This is a genomic window from Pseudomonas sp. F007, assembly GCF_057814275.1.
This window is the reverse complement of sequence record NZ_JBVATA010000003.1, coordinates 27,951-49,367: the sequence shown is the minus strand read 5'-3', so window position 1 is coordinate 49,367 and position 21,417 is coordinate 27,951. Positions and strand designations below refer to the sequence as shown.

18 protein-coding genes and 1 pseudogene are annotated in these 21,417 nt (G+C 63.5%); 10 read left to right on the top strand and 9 right to left on the bottom strand.

Features of this window, described 5'->3' with window-relative positions; translation table 11 throughout:
* Nucleotides 1-16: 16 nt before the first annotated feature.
* The 9 genes and pseudogenes from ACZYR5_RS07730 to ACZYR5_RS07690 all read left to right on the top strand — a co-directional run.
* Nucleotides 17-1,660: pseudogene (locus ACZYR5_RS07730) on the top strand (glycosyl transferase family protein); the annotation flags it as partial.
* Between the two features lie 53 nt (nucleotides 1,661-1,713).
* The gene (locus ACZYR5_RS07725) at nucleotides 1,714-4,518 is read left to right on the top strand and encodes an NfrA family protein (RefSeq protein ID WP_489089090.1); all 2,805 of its coding nucleotides are present in this window, start codon (nucleotides 1,714-1,716) and stop codon (nucleotides 4,516-4,518) included.
* 26 nt (nucleotides 4,519-4,544) lie between these two features.
* Nucleotides 4,545-5,540, top strand: coding sequence for an alginate O-acetyltransferase AlgX-related protein (locus ACZYR5_RS07720; RefSeq protein WP_489089089.1), 996 nt, complete (start codon nucleotides 4,545-4,547; stop codon nucleotides 5,538-5,540).
* A 3-nt stretch (nucleotides 5,541-5,543) separates the two neighbouring features.
* Nucleotides 5,544-6,656 carry an alginate O-acetyltransferase AlgX-related protein gene (locus ACZYR5_RS07715; RefSeq protein WP_489089088.1) on the top strand — a complete coding sequence of 371 codons (1,113 nt, stop codon included), beginning with the start codon at nucleotides 5,544-5,546 and terminating at the stop codon, nucleotides 6,654-6,656.
* Nucleotides 6,646-8,226, top strand: a complete 1,581-nt coding sequence (locus tag ACZYR5_RS07710; RefSeq protein ID WP_489089087.1) for an MBOAT family O-acyltransferase — start codon at nucleotides 6,646-6,648, stop codon at nucleotides 8,224-8,226. Before ACZYR5_RS07715 ends, ACZYR5_RS07710 begins: the two co-directional genes overlap by 11 nt.
* Before the next feature lie 25 nt (nucleotides 8,227-8,251).
* On the top strand, nucleotides 8,252-8,497 hold the full coding sequence (locus ACZYR5_RS07705) for an acyl carrier protein (RefSeq protein ID WP_489089086.1): 246 nt from the start codon (nucleotides 8,252-8,254) through the stop codon (nucleotides 8,495-8,497).
* Between the two features lie 35 nt (nucleotides 8,498-8,532).
* On the top strand, nucleotides 8,533-10,005 hold the full coding sequence (locus tag ACZYR5_RS07700) for an AMP-binding protein (RefSeq protein WP_489089085.1): 1,473 nt from the start codon (nucleotides 8,533-8,535) through the stop codon (nucleotides 10,003-10,005).
* Nucleotides 10,002-10,655: an alginate O-acetyltransferase AlgF gene (locus tag ACZYR5_RS07695; RefSeq protein ID WP_489089084.1), complete on the top strand. Its 654-nt coding sequence runs from the start codon at nucleotides 10,002-10,004 to the stop codon at nucleotides 10,653-10,655. Before ACZYR5_RS07700 ends, ACZYR5_RS07695 begins: the two co-directional genes overlap by 4 nt.
* Nucleotides 10,656-10,663: 8 nt before the next feature.
* Nucleotides 10,664-11,791, top strand: a complete 1,128-nt coding sequence (locus tag ACZYR5_RS07690; protein ID WP_489089083.1) for an acyl-CoA dehydrogenase family protein — start codon at nucleotides 10,664-10,666, stop codon at nucleotides 11,789-11,791.
* 3 nt (nucleotides 11,792-11,794) lie between these two features.
* Here ACZYR5_RS07690 and ACZYR5_RS07685 read toward each other — a convergent pair whose 3' ends face one another.
* Nucleotides 11,795-12,799, bottom strand: a complete 1,005-nt coding sequence (locus tag ACZYR5_RS07685) for a DUF4434 domain-containing protein (RefSeq protein WP_489089082.1) — start codon at nucleotides 12,797-12,799, stop codon at nucleotides 11,795-11,797.
* A gap of 131 nt (nucleotides 12,800-12,930) precedes the next feature.
* On the opposite strand from ACZYR5_RS07685, the gene ACZYR5_RS07680 reads away from it, so the two are divergent.
* A complete protein-coding gene (locus ACZYR5_RS07680) occupies nucleotides 12,931-13,527 on the top strand; it encodes a transglycosylase SLT domain-containing protein (RefSeq protein ID WP_489089081.1) in 597 nt (198 codons plus the stop codon).
* A gap of 2 nt (nucleotides 13,528-13,529) precedes the next feature.
* Here the strand turns inward: ACZYR5_RS07680 and ACZYR5_RS07675 are convergent, their stop codons facing one another.
* The 8 genes from ACZYR5_RS07675 to ACZYR5_RS07640 all read right to left on the bottom strand — a co-directional run bounded on the left by ACZYR5_RS07675 (nucleotide 13,530) and on the right by ACZYR5_RS07640 (nucleotide 21,322).
* Entirely contained in the window at nucleotides 13,530-13,703 is a 174-nt protein-coding gene (locus ACZYR5_RS07675; RefSeq protein WP_489089080.1) for a hypothetical protein, read from the bottom strand.
* 120 nt (nucleotides 13,704-13,823) lie between these two features.
* Nucleotides 13,824-15,335: a YdgA family protein gene (locus ACZYR5_RS07670; RefSeq protein ID WP_489089079.1), complete on the bottom strand. Its 1,512-nt coding sequence runs from the start codon at nucleotides 15,333-15,335 to the stop codon at nucleotides 13,824-13,826.
* A gap of 217 nt (nucleotides 15,336-15,552) precedes the next feature.
* Complete coding sequence (locus ACZYR5_RS07665) at nucleotides 15,553-16,194, bottom strand: NADH:ubiquinone oxidoreductase subunit N (protein WP_489089078.1); 642 nt, start codon at nucleotides 16,192-16,194, stop codon at nucleotides 15,553-15,555.
* 83 nt (nucleotides 16,195-16,277) lie between these two features.
* The gene (locus ACZYR5_RS07660) at nucleotides 16,278-17,726 is read right to left on the bottom strand and encodes an efflux transporter outer membrane subunit (protein WP_489089077.1); all 1,449 of its coding nucleotides are present in this window, start codon (nucleotides 17,724-17,726) and stop codon (nucleotides 16,278-16,280) included.
* The gene (locus ACZYR5_RS07655; protein WP_489089076.1) at nucleotides 17,723-18,613 is read right to left on the bottom strand and encodes an efflux RND transporter periplasmic adaptor subunit; all 891 of its coding nucleotides are present in this window, start codon (nucleotides 18,611-18,613) and stop codon (nucleotides 17,723-17,725) included. The genes ACZYR5_RS07660 and ACZYR5_RS07655 overlap by 4 nt, the downstream gene beginning before the upstream one ends.
* Complete coding sequence (locus ACZYR5_RS07650) at nucleotides 18,610-18,819, bottom strand: DUF1656 domain-containing protein (RefSeq protein ID WP_027619396.1); 210 nt, start codon at nucleotides 18,817-18,819, stop codon at nucleotides 18,610-18,612. The genes ACZYR5_RS07655 and ACZYR5_RS07650 overlap by 4 nt, the downstream gene beginning before the upstream one ends.
* Nucleotides 18,816-20,897, bottom strand: coding sequence for an FUSC family protein (locus ACZYR5_RS07645; protein WP_489089075.1), 2,082 nt, complete (start codon nucleotides 20,895-20,897; stop codon nucleotides 18,816-18,818). Before ACZYR5_RS07645 ends, ACZYR5_RS07650 begins: the two co-directional genes overlap by 4 nt.
* A complete protein-coding gene (locus ACZYR5_RS07640) occupies nucleotides 20,894-21,322 on the bottom strand; it encodes a MarR family winged helix-turn-helix transcriptional regulator (protein WP_489089515.1) in 429 nt (142 codons plus the stop codon). The genes ACZYR5_RS07645 and ACZYR5_RS07640 overlap by 4 nt, the downstream gene beginning before the upstream one ends.
* Between the last annotated feature and the right edge of the window lie 95 nt (nucleotides 21,323-21,417).

Genomic DNA, 21,417 nt, shown 5'->3' with positions numbered 1-21,417 from the left:
ATCACGGGAACAGCCCATGTCCTCGCTATATTTGCCTTACCTGTTAGCGGACTACTATCACGTTCTTGAAATCGTGACCGTGATAGTCGGCGTCCTGATCATGCTCTCCAGCCTCGATGACCTGTTCATCGATGGCTGGTACTGGGTGCGCCAGACGTATCGCTCGCTGACGGTCCGGCACCGCTACAAGAAGCTGACCGCCGAGCAACTGCGCGCCAAGCACCAGCAGCCGCTGGCGATCATGATCCCGGCCTGGCTCGAGTACGACGTGATCGCGCCGATGCTCGAGAACATGGTGGGTTCGCTGGAGTACAAGAACTACCACATCTTCGTCGGCACCTACTGCAACGACGCGCGCACCATCGAGGAAGTGGAGCGCATGCGGCGGCGCTACAAGCAGTTGATCCGGGTTGAAGTCCCGCACGACGGCCCGACCTGCAAGGCCGACTGCCTGAACTGGATCATCCAGGCGATCTTCGCCCAGGACCTGCGCCAGCCGGAGCCGTTTGCCGGGGTCATCCTGCACGACAGCGAGGACGTGCTGCACCACCTGGAACTGCACTACTTCAACTACCTGCTGCCGCGCATCGACTTCATCCAGTTGCCGGTGACGTCCCTGGAGCGGGAGTGGTACGAGCTGGTGGCAGGCACCTATATGGACGAGTTTGCCGAGTGGCACACCAAGGACCTGGTGGTGCGCGAAAGCATGTCGAAGATGGTGCCGTCGGCCGGCGTCGGCACCTGTTTTTCGCGCAAGGCGCTGCTGCAGTTGTCGGCAGAGACCGACAACCAGCCGTTCAACACCGACACCCTTACCGAGGACTACGACATCGGCGCGCGCCTCGCCCGGCGCGGCATGAAGCAGATCTTCGGCAAGTTCCCGGTGGACTACATCGCCAAGCGCACCAAGTGGTTCGGCCATGGCTCGGTGAATATGGTCGCGGTGCACATGCCGCTGGGTGTGCGTGAGTATTTCCCCGACACCTTCCGCACCGCCTACCGGCAGAAAGCCCGCTGGACCCTGGGCATCGGCTTGCAAGGCTGGAGCCAGGTGGGCTGGGAAGGTTCGCTGGCCACCAAGTACCTGCTGTTCCGCGACCGCAAGGGCCTGATCACCTCGTTCGTGGCGATCGTCGCTTACCTCCTGCTGGCCCAGCACCTGCTGTTCATGCTGATGACCTCGATGGGCTGGTGGACCACCTATTTCCCTTCGGTGTTCAGTCCCCACAGCGGCTTGCTGCAACTGATGTGGGCCAACGGCATTCTGCTGAGCATGCGGGTGTTCCAGCGCGGCTACTTTGTCGGCCGTCTTTACGGCTGGGAGCACGCGATTCTCTCGGCGCCGCGGATGATCATCGGCAACTTCATCAACGCCATGGCCGCCGCACGGGCCTGGCGCCTGTACCTGGGCCACCTGTTCCTCGGCAAGCCACTGGTCTGGGACAAGACCATGCACGACTTCCCGTCCTCCGACCAACTCACCCAGCAGCGCCTGCGCCTCGGTGACCTGTTGATGTCCTGGCGGGCGATCGACCAGGAGTCGCTGACCAAGGCCCTGGAGGCCCAGGCCAAGGAGCACAAGCCACTGGGGCAGATTCTGCTGGAGCACGGTTACCTCGACCAGGCCACCCTGAGCGAAGCGATCTCCTTCCAGAACGACAACGACGAGCCACTCGCTACGCGTCCCGATGAACCACGATCGACCGAGCTGCCATGACCCCGACTTCGCGCCTGCTTCTGCTCACCGCAGCCTTGTTCTGCGGCTCGTCCTTCCTGGCATTGCCAGCGTCGGCGGCCGCCTATGAGGCACCTCTGGAGGGCGAGGCCTGGCAGCAGGCCGACCTGGCCTACAAGAGTTACTCGGCCGGGCGTTATCGCGATGCGCTGGAGCAGGTCAACGCGGCGCTGAAACTGCGCCCGGAAGTGGTCCGGCTGAATCTGCTGCAGGTCTACACCCTGCAAAAACTCGGACGCACCACCCAGGCACGCCAGGCAGCGCAGGCGGCGATCAAGCGCGGGGTGGATGATCCGGCGTTGCGCGCCACGGTGAAAAACCTCCAGCCGCAAGGCGCCGCTGCGCCCGGCAAAGGCCCCTCCGCCGCCTATCAAAAGGGTTTCCCCTTGGCGACCAAGGGCTATGCCGCCTATAACGCCGGCGACATGCCCGGCGCCGCCCGCTACGGCGAGCAGGCCTTCCGCGCCGACCCGACTCAGGGACCGTGGGCGCTGCTGTGGCTCGATGCCCTGGAGGCCCAGGAAAAATGGTCGGATGGGGTCAAGGCGGCCAACGAAGCCATCGCCTTGAAGCCACCGAACCTCAGCGACCTTGAAGCACGCCGCGCCATGCTGCAACGGCGCATGGCGGTGCTGCCGACCCAACAGGCGTACAAGGCGCTGATTGAAAATAATCCGGCTGAAGCCGCCCGGCTGGCCCGCGTGGCCGTTGACCTGGCCCCGGATGTCGCCAGCCAGCGCTTGCTGCTGGTCACCGCGCTACTGCAGAACAAACAGCCGGCTGCCGCCGAGCAGGCCGCCACCGAAGCCCTGCAGGAGAACGATGAAAACACCGTGATGCTGGTGATGCGCGCGTATCTGCGCCAACTGCAGGGCAATGCCGACGCAGCCAAAGCTGATTTCGACGCGGCCCTGGCCCAGGACTGGCTCGACGACGACCAACGCCGCAACGTGCGCCTGATCGCCATCGACGGCGCCCTGGCCGCGGGCGACACGGCCCGCGCCGACCAGTTGCTCAGCCAGCTCGACGCCAGCGACGAAGCAACGATCAAGCGCCGCAAGGCCCTCGATGAGGCGAAGAAACCACCGGCCAAACTGACCACCGCACTGTACCCGGCGCCGGCCCAATCCTGTCAGGACACGCCCTACGGCACCCAGTGCGAGCTGCTGCCCTCCGACCAGGTCACCGGCCCGGCAGGCCCCGCCACCGAGGCCTACGCCGCCTACGGTCGCCAGGATTATCAGGAAGCGATCACCCAGGCGCGCCTGGCCGTGGAACAGGCGCCAGACAATCCCGACTACCAACGCCTGCTGACCACCGCCCTGGCCTCGGGCAACCCTGCCCAGGTCGCCGAAGCCGATCAACGCCTGTCACGCGCCCTGGCGGTCACGCCCAACGATGCCGACCTGCTGATCCAGCGCGGCTACGTGCGCCAGCGCAATCGCCAGCCCGAACTGGCACTGCAGGACTACCGCGCCGCCGAGGCAACCGGCAAGGCGCCACCGAGCGTTATCCTCAACCAGGCCTATGCCCAGTCGGCCATGGGTGACAACCCCGGGGCGGTCAAGCAGTTGAAGAAAGCCATCGACATGGCCGACGCCAACAAGCTGGAAATGGACGACGAGCAACGCTACAACACCCGCAGCGCGATTTCCGGACTCGACCGCGAATGGGGCGCGACCGTGTCGCTGGGCTTTCGCGGCGCGCAGCCGACCACCAACAGCAGCGGCGCTGGCCTGAGCACCGCGGGCGACTCACTGTTCAGCACCGCCGAGCTGTACTGGCGGCCGACCCAGTTCAATGATCAGAACGGCATTCTCGAGGTCTATGGGCGGCTGACCAATACCCTGTATGACGAAGGCAGCCAATTCGAATCCAACCAGTTCGTCGACCCCTGCAGCGGCAACACCATCAACAACATCAACAGCAACGATCGCACCAACGGCACCAGCAGCACCACCGGCTTCCCCAGCACCATCGGTTCGCTGGGGGTGCGCTACATGCTCTCGGACACCGGCTTTACCTTCGGCCTGGAGCGGCGTTTCTTCCTCGGTTCGGCCACTCGTGAAGGGACGGTCTACCCGTCCAAGCGCGGCGACCAGTGCGCGATCCAGAATGCCGTCCAGGACGCCAACCGGACCAACAACCCGGCCATCAACGGCATGCTCACCCGTTATCAACTGGACAGCGATGCTGGCGGCTGGCTGTCGTACATCACCTACGGTTTCTACAAGGGCACCGAACTGCGCATGAATGAATCGAACTGGTTCACCATGGATGGGTACGCCCAACTCGGTTACAGCTGGGAAGACAACGATGCAACCTTCACCGCCTACGACGTCGACACCAATGGCAGCCGCACCCGGCAACTGGCCAAGACCGACGGCCAGCTCAAGCGCCAGCAAGTCTTCGCCAGCAGTGAACTGCGGGTCGGCCGCAGCCTGAAGTTCGATGCCCTGGGGCCGAACGTGGTGATCTTTCCGCATGTGGTCACCGCCGCGGACTGGATCTGGCAGAAGGACAAGGCCACCGGCCTGGATTTCGGCAATAACCCGCTGATCGACCTGAGCAACGTCAGCCAGGACTGGTCGCTGACCAACGATGCGACCTCCTGGTCGCTGGGGGTCGGGCCGGGTATCGCGGCGCGCTACTGGTTCCGCGAGGACCACTACCACGCGCCACGCTCGTCCGTCAGTTGGTCGATGCAGTACCGCTACCCGATTGGCGGCGGCGCCACCGAGCGCGCCAAAGGTCTGTTCATGAACCTGATCTTTTCCTATTGAGACCCGTAGTCATAAGGATTTTTACTATGTCTTTTTCACGATTGGTCACTCACACGTTCAAGCCCCTGACCGCCCCTGCGCTCGGCGCCACGCTGTTGCTGTGCATGGGCGCCGCGCAAGCCGATGACTCAGCGCTGGTGATTCGCGGCAACGATGGCTGGCTGTTCCCCGGTTGGGGCAGCCTGACCGTGGTCGACACCAAGAGCATCGACAGCAACACCGCCTTGATCAAGGACACCCGCGATGCCCTGCAGGCCCGTGGGGTGAAGCTGATCGTGCTGATGCTGCCGGACAAGACCCTGTTCTATCAGGACAAGCTGCCGGCCGACAAAACCCTCAGCCCGCAGGTCAAGGAGCGTTACCAGACGATTTACGGCAAGCTCAAGCAGGCCGGCATCCCGACCTTCGACGACGCCGCCGTGCTGAAACAGGTCCAGAGCTCCGGCAAGGACGTGTTCTACCGCACCGACCAGCACTGGGCGCAACCGGCTGCCGATGCCACCGCCGTGGCCACGGCCGAGCTGATCAAGCAGATCGAGCCGAACCTCAAGGGCAGCGCCGGTAGCGGCATGAAGCTGGGTAACGAGTTCAAGGAACGGCGCTTTGGCGACCTCGCCGAACGCTTCCTGACCGAAGACCAACGCAAGGCCACCGGCCGTGAAACCTTCGTGGTGCGCCGCCAGGACACCAGCGGCGGCCTGCTCGACTCCGCCCCGGCGCCGGTGCACGTGACCGGCCACAGCATGGTGCAGCCGTACTTCGGCTTTCCGCAGAAATTGTCCAACGTCCTCGACCGTCCGGTGTCGGTGAACTGGAAGCCGGGCAACATCGGCCACTGGGTGATGCTGCTGGAATACCTGGAGTCCGCCGACTTCAAGAAAAACCCGCCGCAGGTGCTGGTCTGGCAGATGTTTGAACCCAGCTACTCCTACGGCCCGCAAGCCACCGGTTTCTGGGACAACGCGTCAATCATGAGCGACAGCGCCTGGCGCCAGCGTATGCAAAAAGCCCTGGGACGTTGATCGATGGCGACGGAGCAAACCCCGGTCTCGCACCGCATGAGCGGCACCGCGATCATTGCCCTGCTGGTGATCGGCCTGGCCGTGGGCATCGGGATGCTCGCCCAGGCCAAGCTCGAGCCCGGGCAACTGCAGCCGGCGGCCTGGGTCGATGGAACGGCCGGCCAGGTGCTGGGGCACGTGATGAAGTTGCCGCTGCAGGACGAGGCCGACACCATCACTTCGGCGGTGCGCTACCGCTTCTTCGGCGACCTCGGCGCGCAAGTCGTCCAGGGTTGCCCGAGCTGGCTGTTCTACCGCGACGGCCTGCGCCCGCAACCTGGCGTGCACGACGCTTATGACGCCCGTGTGCGGTTGATGGACCACTGGGTCGCAGACCTGCGCAAGCAAGGCCTGCAAGTACTGGTGGTGACCGTGCCCGACAAGTCGCGGATCCAGGTCGAAGGCCTGTGCGGCCTGCAGCAGAGTGCGCAGATGCAGGCGCGATTGCAGCTCTGGCAAACCCGCCTGGAGCGCGATGGCGTGCCTTACACCGATCTCTACCCGGCGCTTGCCCAAGGCAGCGAACCGCGTTTCTTCCATACCGATGTGCACATGACCGCCACCGGCGCCCAAGCCGCGGCCGAGGTGGTTGGCACTCGCGCCCTGGCACTCTTGGGCAGCAAGGGCAGCCAGACCTTCAACGTCTCGCCACTCGGTGCGACCGAGCCGCGCATGGGCGACCTGATCACCCTGGCCGGCCTGGAAAAAGCCGAGCCGGCCTGGCGTCCGCCGCTGGATGTGGTGCAACCGGTGACCATCGAACCGGTGCGCAGTGGCGGCCTGCTGGATGAAACGCCGCCGGTGGAAGTACTGCTGGCCGGCAGCTCGAATGGCCGGCGCAGTGAATTTGCCGAACGCCTGGGGATCACCCTGGGGCGCCAGGTGTGGAACCAGAGCATGGACGGCGGTCAGTTCTCCGGCGCCTTGCTCGCCGCCCTGAAGAAACGCGACAAGTGGCCCGCCAGCCTCAAGCTGGTGATTTGGGAGTTCTCCGAGATGGCCCTGTCCCTGCCGCTGACAGCCGACGAACGTGCCGTACTGGCCACCTTGCCCGCGCAGGACGACCATGCTCTTTAATTCTTATCTGTTCCTCTTCCTGTTCCTGCCGGTGACACTCACGGCCCACTACCTGTTCGCCTCGATCAGCCCGCGGCTGGCCGCCGTGTGGCTGTGCATCACCTCGCTGGTGTTCTACGGCTGGTGGAACCCGCAATTCGTGATGCTGCTGGTCGGCTCGATCGCGTTCAACTATGCGGTCAGCCAGGTGATCCTCAGCACTAGCCATCGCCCGCGCGTGCAATTGGCGGTGGCAACGTTCGGCGTGGCGGCGGACATCGCCCTGCTGATCCACTACAAGTACTTCGTCACCCTGATGAACTTCGCCCACGACTGGGGCTTGGGCAGCGGCCGACTCGACGACATCATCCTGCCGCTGGGGATTTCGTTCTTCACCTTTACCCAGATCGGCTTCCTGCTCGACTGCCGCGCCGGTATCGTCAAGGAGCGCAGCCTGCTCAGCTACGTGCTGTTCGTGACCTTCTTCCCGCACCTGATCGCCGGCCCGATCCTGCATCACAAGGAAATGATGCCGCAGTTCGCCAAGCGCGAAACCTACCGCTTCAACTTCGAAAACCTCAGCGTCGGCGGCATGCTGTTCGTCATTGGCCTGGCTAAAAAAGTCCTGCTGGCCGACCCCATCGCTCCCTTCGCCGATGCCGGCTTCGCCCAGCCCGGTGAATTGCAGTTCTGGACCGCCTGGGGCACCGGGCTGGCCTATGCGCTGCAGCTGTACTTCGACTTTTCCGGCTACTCGGACATGGCCCTGGGCCTGGCGAAGATGTTCGGCATCCGCTTCCCGCTGAACTTCAACTCGCCGTACAAGGCCAGCAGCATCATCGAGTTCTGGGCGCGCTGGCACATGACCCTGACGCGCTACCTGACGGCCTATCTCTACTACCCGGTGGCAATGGCGGTTTCCAACTACCGCACCCGGCACAACATGCCGGTGGGCACCAAGGGCGTGTCGACCGTTGGCGGATTCGCCGCCACCATCATCCTGCCCACCGCCTTCACCATGGGACTGGCCGGTATCTGGCACGGCGCCGGCCTGCAGTTCTTCATCTTCGGCCTGCTGCACGCCGGCTATCTGTCGATCAACCATGCCTGGCGGATTTTCGTGGTTGGCCGCACCCCGGCCGCTGCACGCAAGGACAACTGGCTCAAGGAAGCCGGCTATGTGCTGCTGACCTTTGCCGTGGTGATCATCGCCCAGGCGTTCTTCCGGGCCGCTGATACCTCCGATGCCGTGCGCCTGGTGGAAGGCATGCTCGGGTTGCGTGGATTCGATAGCCTGCCGGACGTGGTGTACCCGGCCGGAATCGCCCTGGGCGACGCGTGGCGGATGTTCATCGGCCGCCATCTTGAGATATTCCATATCCTGGCCCTGCTGGCCGTGGTCTGGTTCCTGCCCAATTCGCACCAGATCATGGGCAACTGGTCGCCATCGCTGGCCAAACCGCAGCCGACCGGCCCGGCCTTCCTGCGCTGGGCGCCGAACGTTAAATGGCTGGTGATTCTGGCGCTGCTGCTGTTCCTGTGCCTGATGAACCTGCACAAGGAAGCGCGCTTCCTGTATTTCCAATTCTGATGACTGATTAGTGGAGTAGTACATCGTGAGCAAAACCAAAGAAGAACTCTTGAAGCCATTGGGCCAAATCATCAAAGACGTTATCCAGACCGAAGTCGAGCCGGACGACCTGCTGATCGAATCCGGCCTGGTCGACTCGTTGACCGCCGTAGATATCGTACTGGCCGTGCAAGCCGACTTTGGCTGCAAGATTCCCGCGACCGAAATCGAAGAACACCTGGAATCCCTGAACGCCCTGGCGGCCTTCGTCGAGGAAAACCAGAAAGCCTGACGCCCGTATCCATCTCTGCACACCCAGGGGGCTATATGCATTTTGATTTCGATCGCTGTGATTTCGTCGAGCAGGATCAGGCCACGGACGCGCTTGCCCTGAGCGATGCCCAACGCCAGATCAGTTGGGGCACCCTGCTGGCAGACACCGACGCCTGGCAAACACGTGCACTCGCCGCTGGCGTACTGCCGGGCCACGCGCTGGTGATCACCGGGCACAAGGAGATCGAGTTCGTGGTCGCCATGCTCGGCTGCCTGCGCCTGGGGGTGACCTATGTACCGGTCGACAGCATCAACCCACCCGAGCGTCTGAAGCTGATTACCGAGCGGGTCGCGGCGGCCAAGGTCTACAACGCCACGCTGAACAGCTTCACCGAAGGCGCCGCGGTGACTGCACCATTGGCGGAGCCAGGCATTGCCTACGTCATGTTCACCTCCGGTAGCACCGGCGAGCCCAAGGGCGTGCAGATCGGCCGCGACAGCGTGGCGCTGTTCGCCAGCTGGATTCGTGACTGCCTGGAACTGAATCCCCATCCGGCGTTCATGAACCAGATGCTGTTCAGCTTCGACTTTTCCCTGTTCGACCTGTGCGGCGCGCTGGCCCTGGGTGGCGCCTGCGTACTCTGCCCACGGGAGACCATTGCCGATCCGGTGGCCTTCGTGCGCTACCTGGCCGACACCGGCGTGCAAGTCTGGGCCTCGACCCCGGCGTTCGTGCGCCAGCAGTTTCTCAACGACGATTTCAACCACGAGCATTTGCCGCAACTGGGGGTGTTCGTGTTCGGTGCCGAGTCGCTGTCACCGGCCATGGCCGAGCAGCTCTGGTCGCGCTTTCCCACTGCGCGGATCATCAACTCCTATGGGCCAACCGAAGCCACCTGCTCGACCACCTGGGTGGAAATCAAACGGCCGCTGGATGGCGCGCGCAACCCGCTGTCGATTGGCCGGGCCAAGCCCTATGCCGAGGTGTTCCTCGATGACGGGGAAATCTGCATCGCCGGCGATCACGTGATGCGCGGCTACCTCGGCCGCCCGGACCTGACCGCCAAGAGCCTGTTCCAGCACAAAGGCAAACGCGCCTACCGCACCGGTGACATCGGCGAGATCGACGACCAGGGCCTGGTGTATTTCCATGGCCGGCGCGACGATCAGATCAAGCTCAACGGCTACCGCATCGAGCTCGGTGAAATCGATGCCGCCCTCTCTGGCCTGCCGGGCGTACACGCCGCCGCGACCATCGCCCTGCGCCGTCCCGATGGCACCCTGGTGCGGATGATCGGCTTCGTTTCGACCCCGGAAAGCCTGGAACCGGGGGTGATCGGCCCGCTGCCGGAACAGCTGCACAACTGGAAAGAAGCGCTGGGCGAACGCCTGCCCCACTACATGGTGCCCTCGGAACTGGTGGCCTGTGGACGCTTCCTCACCAACGTATCGGACAAGGTCGACCGCAAGCGCCTGGAAGCCCAATACCGGGAAACGCGCATGAAACCCGCCAAGGAGAAACCATGAAACCCCGCGTTCTCATCCTGCTGCTGGGCACCTGCCTGGCTGGCCCGGCCATGGCCGAAGGGGTCCTGGCCCAGCTTTACGCGCCGCGTCCTGCGGAGGGCTCAGCGTTCGTGCGGGTGGTCAACCCGACGCCGGACACCCTCAAGGTGAAAATCAGCACCGGCACCGAGCAAGCCATCGGCCCTGCGCAACTGGCCAGCAGCTACGCAATTGTCAAAGGTGACGAGCCCTTCACCGTGACCATCAACGGTAAGTCGGCCGGTCAAATGTCCGTGAAAAAAGACAGCTTCAACACCCTTGTCCAACAGGACGGCACATTCCAGGTGCTGGATGACACGGCCGGCAGCGATGACGCGATGAAGGCCGAGTTGCGCTTCTACAACCTGGCCAGCGACTGCGCCAAAGGCAGCTTGTCGGTGGCCGATGGCGGCCCGCAAGTGATTGGCGACGTTGCGCCAAACAGCTCCAGCACCCGCGCCATCAACCCGGTCAGCGCCTCGCTGACTGCCGGCTGCGGCAGCGCTTCGGCAGAAAAACTGGCGCTGCCGCAACTGCGCGCGGGCGATCACTACAGCCTGTTCCTCACCGGCAGCGCCGCCAAACCGGTGTTGAAGGGCTTGCTCAGCAGCACCGAACCCGTCGGCAAATAGGCCTAGTCATGCGCAAGATATTCCGTGAAGACCATGAGATGTTTCGCGAGCAGGTCCAGCGTTTCATCGCTGATCGCATCCTGCCGCGCTATGACGAGTGGGAAGCCGCCGGGGTGACCCCGCGTGAACTGTGGCGCGAAGCCGGCGAGCAAGGCTTGCTCAACTCGGCCCTGCCTTCGCCTTACGGCGCCGAAGGTGACTTCGGGCATGCAGTGGTGGTGATCGAGGAACTGGCGCGGGCCAACTGCCTGGGCATCGGTTTCTCGATCCATTCGGACATGGTCTCGCCCTACCTGTGGAACCTCGGCACCCAGGCGCAGAAAGACCGTTGGCTGCCGGCAATGGCCAGCGGCGACATGATCGGCGCCATCGCCATGACCGAACCCGGCGCCGGCAGCGACCTCAAGGCCGTGCGCACCCGTGCTGTACGTGATGGCGACGACTTCGTGCTCAGCGGCCAGAAGACCTTCATCACCAACGGCGTCAACGCCGGGCTGGTGATCGTCCTCGCCTGTACCGACCCCGACCTCGGCGCGCGCGGTTTGTCGCTGTTCTGTGTCGAGGAAGGCCTGCCCGGCTTCAGCAAGGGCCCGGCGATGCGCAAGATCGGCCAGCATGCCCAGGACACCTGCGAGCTGTTCTTCGACGAGGTCCGCCTGCCTGCCGATTGCCTGCTCGGCGAGCTGAACTCGGCCTTTACCTACATGAGCCACGAGCTGGCCCGCGAACGCCTGGCGATCGCCCTGCGCGCGGCGGCCTCGACCGAAGGCATGCTGGAGCAGACCAAGGCCTACACCCGCGACCGCAAGGTGTTCGGCAAGCGGGTCATCGACTACCAGAACAGCCGCTTCGCCCTGGCCGACGCCAAGGCGCGCCTGACCATGCTGCGGGTGTTCCTCGATGACTGCGTGGCGAACCTGATGGAAGGCAGCCTTGACCCGGTTGTCGCGGCCATGGCCAAGCTCAACGCCACCGAGATGCAGGGGCAGATTCTCGACGAGTTGCTGCAACTGCATGGCGGTTACGGCTACAGCGCCGAGTATGGGATCGGCCGCGCCTGGTCGGATGCGCGGGCGCTGCGGATCTTCGGCGGCACCAGCGAGATCATGCGCGAGATCATCGGCCGCTCGCTCTGAGCCTCAGGAGCGCGACTTGAGCCACTGCCGACGCAGGCTTTGTGCCTGGGGATCGTCGCCGGTGGCCCAGGGGTCGATGGCGAAAGCGACAACTCGCTCGGCACCAGTGCCCTGCGCCCATTTGAGTTGCCGGGCGACCCGGTGGTAATCGGCGGAAACCGCCTTGAAATCCGTGCCGTCGCCACGCTCCGACGGCAGTTGCTCGAACAGCTCGACAATCACATCGAACGCCACATCGCGCCGGCGCAGGTAGGCCAGCAACGGTTCGATGCCCTCAAGGTTTTTCCAGCCCGCCACGCCGACGCCATCCTGCACCATGGGCCGCAACTGCGCCCGATCCAGCAGGCTTTGCCATAACTGCACCAGGCTGCCGTCGGTCTGCAGGGTGCTGAAGTAGGTGGAAATCGCCGGCACGCCATGGCCGGCGTTCTGCGATACGCCCGACAGCGCCATCAACCACTTGCCCAGGCGCTCCTGGCGGGCCGCCTCGGTCCAGTGGTACTGCTCGATTTCGTAAGGGATGTACCAGCCGGCGAATTGCCCGTGCTTCGACCACTGAGATTCGCGCATGAAGCGGCTCGCGGCCTGCAATGAGCTGCTGAAGAACTCGATCTGGGTCGACTCGTCGGTGGCCGACAGCGCCTGCCACCAGCCGTTGTCATAGGGCAGGCCGATGCGCACCTTGATCCCCTGTTCGCCCGCCGCATCCATCAGCGCCTGCATCACCGGGTCCGGCAGCATCCAGTCCGGCTCGTCGCCACCGAGCAGGCCCACCCATTGCAGCACCAGCTCATCACAGCCCAGATCGCCCATGGCTTTCATGCGTGCCTGCCAGTCCTTGGGACTGAGTTGCGCGTGACTTTTCCAGATCTGCAAAAAGCTCGCGTCCATCCGCGGCTTGGGTGAACAGCCCGCTATCGGGCCCAGCAAGGCCAGCAATGAGACACCACTCGCCAGGCGCAAGAACTGCCGCCGACCTTGGCATGGATCGTTCAATGGAGTGGACATTGAGTGCTCTTCGACAGTGTTTGCATGTCTGGAGGGCTCATCATAGCGTCTATCGAGCGGTTATGATGGGGATTGCCCAATCGGCCCCCTCTTCCACCCACCAGGATTGGCCCCCGCCAATTGAGTGTTTTTTGTACAGACGTTTTTTCGCAGTACTCGTGGCATTGGCCCTGTTGGCCGGCTGTTCGACCACGCCGCCTCGGGACCAGGGCAACATCTGCAGCATCTACCGCCAGTACCCGGACTGGTACGAAGACACGCTGAAGATGGAGAAAACCTTTGGATTGCCGCCGCATGTGGCGATGGCAATCATCAAGCAGGAAAGCAGCTTCGTCGAAGACGCCCTGCCGCCGCGCGACTACTTTTTGTGGGTGATTCCCTGGGGCCGGGTCAGCTCGGCGTATGGCTACGCCCAGGCACAGGATCCGGTGTGGGGCGAGTACAAGAGCGCCGGATACGGCGGCTCGCGAGACAATTTCGACGACGCGGTGATGTTCGTCGGCTGGTACGCCGCCGGCACGCAACGCCAGCTGGGCATTTCCAAATGGGACACCTACAGCCAATACCTGGCCTACCACGAGGGCCGCGGCGGCTTCAGTCGGCAGAGTTATCTACAGAAACCCTGGCTGATCCAGGTGGCGCGCAAGGTCGAGCAACAGGCGAAAACCTACGGCTGGCAACTCAAGCAATGCCGGTCGGAACTGGAGAGCAATCGCAGTTGGTGGTGAGGTCAGGTTTGCGGTGAAGCATCATCGGTGGGATCCGCCTCGCCGTCCTCGCTCTCATCCTCGTCATCCTCTTCCAGCAGATAATCTTTACGCGCTTCAGTGATTGCCCGGCGCATCTCCTCACCCTTGACCGGGCAATTGAGCAATTGGGCTATGCGGTCGATACGTTGTGTCACGGCTGGCCTCCAACTCGCCAGGAATTGCCTCGATAGTGCGCGTTTTCCCGTCGCGACGCCAATGCCTGAAAACAAAACGCCCGGCGTTTCAGGCCGGGCGTTGCGTTCACGCAGGCTGACTTACTGTTCGACTTCCTGGGTGCCCAGTTTGCTCATGACAAAGCCGACGAATTCTTCGACGGTCATTTTCTGGCCGTTGAAGTCCACCTGGTTGTTGGCGTAGTGCAGCTTGGAGACGATGTTATCGCCCGAAAGCGTCGCCAACTGGGTACCAACCGCCATGCTGCTGACCATGTCGCTGGTGGCCAGCGCTTGTTCGGCAATGGCCTTGGCGTCGGTCTGGCCTTCGGCGAGCGCCTGCAGGCTCACCAGGTCGGTGATCATCGGCTTGGAGACTTGCACGTTGAGGTCCAGCAGGGCGATCAGTTGCAGCACCAACTGGTCGACCGGCAGGTCCAGCGACTGCGGCTTGGCCAGGTCAATCACCAGGCTGGCCTTGCTTTCACCGTTGCTGGTGGTAAACGAGAGATTCTCCAAAGCGATTTGCGGCTGGGCGGCCAGGAGTTTTTCCAGGTTGGCCTTGACCTCGGCTTCCTCGGCTTCTGTAAGCTTCAGTTCCGGCAACGGTTGACCCGCCGCCTCTGCTGCCGCGGCGGCCTTTTCGTAGGGCTGCAGTTTGGTCTGATAGAGCTGCACCAGTGCCAGGGTCGAGGGGATGTCGAGGTTCTTCATGCTCCAGGCCATCTTGGCCGAGCCGATGTTCTTGTCGTTGAGGCTGATCTCGGCAATCCGGTAATCGGCGCGCCCCGCCGCGTTGGTCCCCGACTCGCTGGTGGCGGTCTTCATTTCCAGCTTCTTGAAGTTCAGCACTTCCTGCTTGTCGCCGAAGGTGGTCTTGCTGCTGGCCACCTCGACGGTGTTATCCCCCAGGTAGTAGCCAAAGGTGCTCTTGCTGAGATTGCTGGCCAGGGTCAGCCCATTGAGTTCGACTTTGACCGGTGACTCATCCTCGGCCACGCTGGTCAGCACCAGGCTGTCCATGTAACCGTCGGCCTTGACCTTCTGCGCCTCGGCGCTGGCCGAGACCTCGACTTTCAGCCCGGAAAATTTCAGGGTCGACTGTTCGTCCAGTGCCGTATCCACCGGCAGCAGCTCGAGCGTACCGCTGGTCGCGCGGTCGTAGCCGAGATTGACCACGCCCTTGAGCGGCGACACGTCCTTGGTGGCGGCGAACCACTTCTCGGTGAACGGCGTTTTTTCCAGGGTGTAATGACTGGTAGCCATCACCGGCAGCCACTTCAGGGTCACCAGCCGCGAGAACGGCAGCGGACCGTGTTCGATGCGATCGGTGAACAGCAATTCGACGCCATCGGCGTGCTCGCCGAACATCTCGCCCTGGCCCTTGAGCCGGTAATGGGCGGTGCTGCTGAACAGGTGGCGCTCCAGCGACACCAGTTCCAGTGACGCGGTGCCATTGGAGCCGACCATGGCCGCCTGCAGTTGCTGGTTGGCATCGCTGATGGTGGTCTGCAATACCCCTTCCAGTTTGGTCCCGGTGTACCAGGCGCCGCCGACGCTGATCGCACCGATGGCCACGACAATTCCAAGAAGCACGCCTGCTGATTTATTCATGAAGAACCTGATCGATGTCCGTTGTTGGAGGTGCTGTCGTCTTCCCTGAACCCTGTGACAGGCCGTGGCTCGACGTCGCTCAAAGTGGCGAGGAGATTAGCATTAGCTGTATAGCGCAACCCAATGAATAAGGGTTAAAGAGTGTCCAGCGATCACTCCCGGATTGATGTAGGAATAATCGCTGTTTGCTGTGTCGAGCTTCCTGCCTGGCAAAAAATCAGGCTGCGGAGTACTCCATCTCCATTTCATCGAGCTGATGATCGAAGCTTTTCAGGCGCGCGGTCCAGGTGTACACCAGCACTTCGAAATCGCGGTTGATTACCGTGCCGTTGGGGGAGTCGCAACGCGGGTCGCAGACATCCAGCTGATAACGTTCGCGGGCCATGGCGTTGGCGACATTGGACAGCTCGCGAGCATTGTTCAGCCAGTGCCAGCCTTCGCCGGTGACCTGCTGGTCGAGGGCGCGGCATTGCACCTTGAGCGCTTCGAGGCTTTTTTCCAGAGGGGTGCCGGTCAGTTCGCCCATGACTTCCTGAAAGGTGCGTCCCGGCTGCCAGTAGCTGCCCCAGAAATAGCGGTCGAACACTGTCTCGACCCGGCGCAGGGCAACCTTGGTGTCCCAGATCTGCACCAGGGTCTTGCCCTGTTCGAGTTGTTTTTTCTTGATCCGCCGGCTTTGCAGCGAAGCCCAGGCGACGACGACCATCGACAGCACGCCGATCAGGGCGCTGGCGCTGTCGAGAAAGATCAAGGCCTTGTCGAGCTGATGCGTCAGCATGACGCCATAGAAATACGTAGCGGAGAGCAGCACCAGTGCGACGATTGCGCACCAGAAGCCGGGAGCATAAGGGTTTTTCATTATTGGAATCCCCATGACCTGTGCGAGCCTTGATCGACGGATCCGCCCGCGCGGACCCGACATGTCAAAGCATAGCAACGGCCTCAGGGTTGCGTCGGTTTTGCCGCTTGCGTTCGTCCGCTTTCCCAACCGCCGCCCAGGGCCAGGAACAGATCGATCTGGCTCATCGCAACCTGGGTGTTGGCCGTGGCCACTTGTGCCCGTACGTCGGTGTAGGTGCGGGTCGCCTGCAGGTCGGCAAGGAAAGACGCGCGCCCGGCCTGGAAGAAGCGGTGAGTCTGGTCGGCCGCCACTTGCGCCGACTGCTCGGCATCGGCCAGGGCATCGCGGCGCTGCAGCAAGGCGGAGTACTGCGCCAGACCGGTCTGGGTTTCGCGGATGGCGTTGAGCACCACCCCGTCGAAATGCGCCAGCGCGCCCTGGGTGGCGGCTTCGGCTTCACGGACCCGGGCACGCGAACCGTTGGTCGGCACGCTCCAGGTCAGCAACGGGCCGAAGCCCCAGCGATTGGTCTGGGCTTGCCCCAGGTGGTCGAGAATACCCACGGTGCCGACGGTCGCGCCGATGCTGATGTCCGGGTACAGCTCTCCGGTGGCCACGCCAATTTCCGCGGTTGCTGCCGCCAGCCGGCGTTCGGCCTGGCGTACATCCGGGCGACGCTTGAGCATTGCGGCGCCGTCGCCGACTGGCAACAGCTGGGCGATTTTCGGCAACTCATGGCAGGTGTTGGTGCCCGCCGGCAACTGGTCGACGGGTTTGGCCAGCAACATCGACAGCCGGAACAGCCCGGCCTGGCGCGCGGCCTCGTAACGCGGCAGGTCGGCGCGCAACGATTTGAGTTGGGTCTGCGAGCGGGTGACCTGGGTTTCATCGCCACGCCCGGCATCGCGCAGGCGCTGGATCAGGCTGGTGCTCTGGTCTTGCAGGGCCAGGGAGTGCTCGGCGATTTCCCGCTCTTCATTGGCTGCGCAGACCTGGGTGTAGGCCCGTACGACATCGGCCACCAGTGTGATGCGCGCGGTGTCCGCGGCCGCCTGGGTCGCATCGGCATTGGCTTTGGCCGCTTCGATCCCGCGTTGCAAGGTGCCGAACAGATCGAACTGATAGGAGGTGCTGATCGCCACCTCACCGATGTTGGCCACCGGGACCTTTTCCGGCAACAGGAACGCCTCGCCCGACTCCTGCAAGCGCTGCGCGCCGAGTTTCACCCCGCCGCTCCACCCCCCCGCAGCTTCGGCCTGCTCGACCTGTGCCCGAGCGCGGGCCAGGTTGGCCGCCGCCACCCGCAGATCGGTGTTGGCGAGCATGGCCTGGCGCACCAGCTCATCCAGGCGCGGATCCTGATACAGCCGCCACCAGTCGCTCGGCACCGGCGCCGAGACGACATCCTGGTTGCCGGCGCCCAACTCACCTTGCGCATCTTTACGCTGCACCGCCGCATCGGCCGGCAGCTGGTAATCCGGACCGACCACCTGACAGGCAGACAGCATCAAGCCCAGCCCGAGTGTCGCCAAGGCGCTGAGCGCTCTCATTGCGCCGGCTCCTGCACTGGCTTGTCGCCGATGATCGACACCGTGGCGGTGCGCCCGGCGATCATGCGGAAATCTGCCGGTACATCGTCAAACGCAATGCGCACTGGAATCCGTTGCGCCAGGCGCACCCAGCTGAACGCCGGGTTGACGTTGGGCAGCAGGTTGGAGCCGCTGCTGCGATCCCGATCCTCGATGCCGGCAACGATACTTTCGACATGCCCGCGCAACCGCGCGCGATCACCGACCACACGGATATCGACGCTCTGCCCGACATGAATGCCATCGAGCTTGGTCTCTTCGAAATAGCCGTCGATATGGAATGAGTTGCTGTCCACCACCGACAGCACCGGACGCCCGGCGCTGACAAATTCCTGGGGACGCGGCGCGCGGTCGTTGACGTAGCCGTCCACCGGGCTGCGGATCACCGAGCGATCGAGGTTGAGCTGGGCACTGTCAACCGCCACCTGGGCCTCCATCAGCGCCACTTCGGCACGGGCCACGCGCGACTGGCTTTCTTCCAGTTGCTCGCCCGGCACCAGGTTGCCCAGGCCACGATTACGCTTGGCTTCGCGCTGGGCCTGGGCCAGGGTTTCCTGACGGTCGGCAACCGCCGCCTTGGCTTGGCGCAGCGCCAGCTTGAAGCGGTCCTGATCGATGGTGAACAGCACCTGGCCGCGCTTGATCAACTGGTTGTCACGCACGTCCACTTGCTGGATCAGCCCGGACACGTCCGGGGCGATCTGCACGATGTCGGCACGGATGTGCCCGTCCCGCGTCCACGGCGCGAACATGTAGTACATGATCATGCGCCACACGACGAAGCTGGCCAGGGTCACCACCAGCAGGGTCACGACCACGCGGCCCAGGGTCAAAACAGGTTTTTTCATGTCATCAGGTATCGACTGAGTGAGTCCACAGCGCCGAGCAGCAAGGCGTAAAGACCGACGTTGAACAAAGCCCGGTGCCAGACCAGACGATAAAAGTGCAGGCGCGTCAGCAGGCCGTGCACCAGCAAATACAGCAGGTAGGTGATGCCCATCAGCACCAGCAGCGTGGGCAGGAATACCCCGCTGACATCCAGGTCACCGATCATAAAGGCGCTCCATCGATTCCATGGGGAAGCAGTTCTTCGGTCTCGCCGGCGCCGATGAAGGCCACACCGGGCAACAGTGCCAGGCGCAGGCCACTGAGGGCGTGCAGCAGGTTCAGGCGGGTGTCGTCATCACCGGCCAGCGCCTGGCTGTTGAGCGCGCGACGGGCACGGTCCATGGTCATCTGCAAGGGTGCTGGCGCGGGCAAGCGTTCACCGGCTTTCAGGCAAGCATTGAAGTAGTCGCCAACCTCGGCCACCACCTGGCGCACCAGGGCATTCGCCGGGCCGCTCACTCGGGGCGCGTAGGCCAGCAAGTCCAGCAGGTTCAGCGCCACGCGCACTTCACGCAGGGCCACGCCGGTGTCCTGGCCGATCATCGCCAGACGTGGCAGGTGCTGCATCAGGCGGTCGAGCATTTGCACGCCGAGGTAGCGATGCTCATTGAGATTGGCCGGCTCGCTGAGGCCGACGATGTCGCGCCAGCTGAAACGGGTCAGGCGCTTGGCCGCCAGTTCCGAGCCGAAGGGCCGCGCCACCAGGGTCCAGATAAAGGCGAACAGCAAGCCGATAGGCCCGGCCAGGTTGGAGTTGATGAAGCTCAGGAAGTCGGCATCGTAGACGCCCTGCAAGCTGATGAAGGACGAGGTGTTGACGATGGTCAGCAGCATCCCGAGGTAAAACGCCGGCTGCACCGTCAGGGTGCCGACGCAGATGTAGGGCACGGCGAACGCGAGGACCAGCATCGGGAAGTCGTGCAGGTTCGGCAGGATCAGAAACAGGTACAGACTGGCGAACACCACCGACAGCGCGGTCCAGAAGAAGAACCGGTAGATCTGTGGCGCCGGGTCGTCCATCGCGGCGAAAAAGCTGCAGGCCACCGCCGCGAGGATCACCGCGCTGCCACCGTCGGTCCAGCCCAAAAGAATCCACAACACCGAGGCAACGATGATCGCCAGCACCGTGGAGGCGGCGGAATAGAGCATCAGCCCACGATCGAGAAACGGCGTCAGCCGGCCCAGTCGCCAATGCCGATAGACCGCGCGCCAGTTGTCCTGGCTGTCGTTGTGAATGGCCTGCTGCAAGCTGCGCAAGTCCTGCCACAGGTCGATCCACTCGCCGAGGCGATACAGCGCGTTGGAAAACACCAATTGCTTGCGCTCATCCAGCGCCTCGGGACTTGGCTGCAGGGCGCCCAACTGCTCACGCAACGCCTGCCAGCGCTCGACCGAAGCGTCGCGGTGCTCGAGCCACTCCTGGGCGGCGGCGAGCATGGGTTCGATCTTTTCCACCAGGTCCGGCGTGCGCCGTTGCAAGGCGTAGAGCGCATCGTCCAGCGCGTCTACTACCGGCAACAGGTGGATCATCCGCCCGCGCAACTCCTTGGTGTTGCGCACGGTTTGCGGGCGCGCGCCTTCGTGGGGCAACTGGCCAATCATCAATTCCAGGGTGTTGAAGGTCGCCACCATCGAGGCGCGCAGCGCGCTGACTTCCTCGGGCTGCACGTCACGGCTGAGGAAGCGTTGGCTGTAGGTGACTGCCGCGCCAAACCACTTGTTCACCGCATCATCGAGCACCGGCGCCAGCCGCCGGGGCCAGAACAGGCTGCCGACCACCGCCGCGCAGATGATGCCGAGGAAAATTTCTTCGGTACGCGCTTCCGCCACATCCCATACCGCCAGCGGGTTATCCACCACTGGCAGGGCGATCAGCGGCAAGGTGTACCCGGCGAGCATCAGCGCGTAGCTGTTGGCGGTGCGCAGGTGCATGGACAGGAACAACAGGATCCCCGTCCACAGCGCAATGACCACCACCAACACATAAGGGCTCTGCACAAACATCGGGACAAACAGCAAAGCCGCCGCCGCACCGGCAAAGGTGCCGACGGCGCGGTACAGCGCCTTGGAACTGGTAGGCCCGACGAATGGGCTGGAAACGATGTAGACCGTGGCCATCGCCCAATAGGGACGGGGCATTTGCATGAGCATGGCGATGTACAGGGCGATCATCGACGCGGCGAACGTGCGCACGCCGTAGAACCAGTCACGGGCCGGTGGCAGACCGCTGAAAAATCCGCTCAAGACTGGGTCACCGCTGGCTGCTCGGCGCTTTCAAATGCTCGGATGACCCGCAACGCCGCTTCCAGATCGGCGGTATCGATACCCTGCAGCACCTCACGGCGCAGGCGCACCAGTTCCACCTCGACCGCCTGCACCAGCACCCGACCGCTGTCGGTCAGGCTCAGGCACTTGGCGCGCCGGTCGTGGGGATCTTCAGTGCGGCAGACGTAACCGGCCTGGCACAGCTGATCGAGCAGGCGCACCAGCGACGGGCTCTCCATCCCGGCCGCCTGCGCCACCGTCACTTGCCGCACCCCTTCGCCGAGCCGGCCGATCATCAGCAACGGCACGGCACAGGCTTCGGAAATGCCGAAGTTAACCAGGGTGGTCTGGCAGACTTTGCGCCAATGCCGCGAAGCGACCACCATGGCGCTGCTGATGTTCATGTGGAGGGTGTCGAGGGTCTGGGGCACGGGAGGCTTCGCACACTGTTAGTTTGCTAACTATCAATATGACATTGGTGAGGAATTTCAGTCAAGTT